The sequence below is a fragment of the Vibrio ouci genome (assembly GCF_004551525.1).
Classification (GTDB): Bacteria; Pseudomonadota; Gammaproteobacteria; order Enterobacterales; family Vibrionaceae; genus Vibrio; species Vibrio ouci.
Window position 1 is genome coordinate 1 of sequence record NZ_SATR01000375.1, and the last position, 431, is coordinate 431.

At 49.9% G+C, this 431-nt stretch carries 2 pseudogenes; one reads left to right on the forward strand and one right to left on the reverse strand.

From position 1 onward, the window contains the following. Positions 1-122 (forward strand): annotated as a pseudogene (locus ELS82_RS25980) (ISAs1 family transposase); the annotation flags it as partial. Here the strand turns inward: ELS82_RS25980 and ELS82_RS26645 are convergent. Continuing rightward, positions 117-431, reverse strand: a pseudogene (locus tag ELS82_RS26645) (hypothetical protein); the annotation flags it as partial. The pseudogenes ELS82_RS25980 and ELS82_RS26645 overlap by 6 nt on opposite strands.

The window sequence follows — 431 nt, forward strand, 5'->3', positions numbered from 1 at the left end:
TTAGACGCTTCGTCATGAACATGCTCAAGCAATGTGAGTGTGGTGCTCCAAGTCAAAGGCAAAAGCTGAAAAAAGCGGGTTGGTGCGACGATTACAGAGCACGAGTATTCTTTGGGCTATAAATTGAACAAAGTATGCTCGCGCCCTGAGCCATTCCCCGCCACTAACACATTGGCCCCCATCAGGTCTTCGATATCTTCCACCTCAAACCGGGCAAGAAACGCTTCCACGATATCGTTATACAAGACCACGCTGACGTCATTCCTGCGCATCGAGGAATTGAGCCAAAGTCGCTTATCCTCGGTGTATCCCGCCGACGCAATGGGCCCCCAAAAAAGCTGAACCCCATCGGTAAAGTTGCCGTGGACATCAATGTCATCAAAATGCGTGATCACCTCACGGATCTGACCTTGAACCAAAGGCTCGTTATT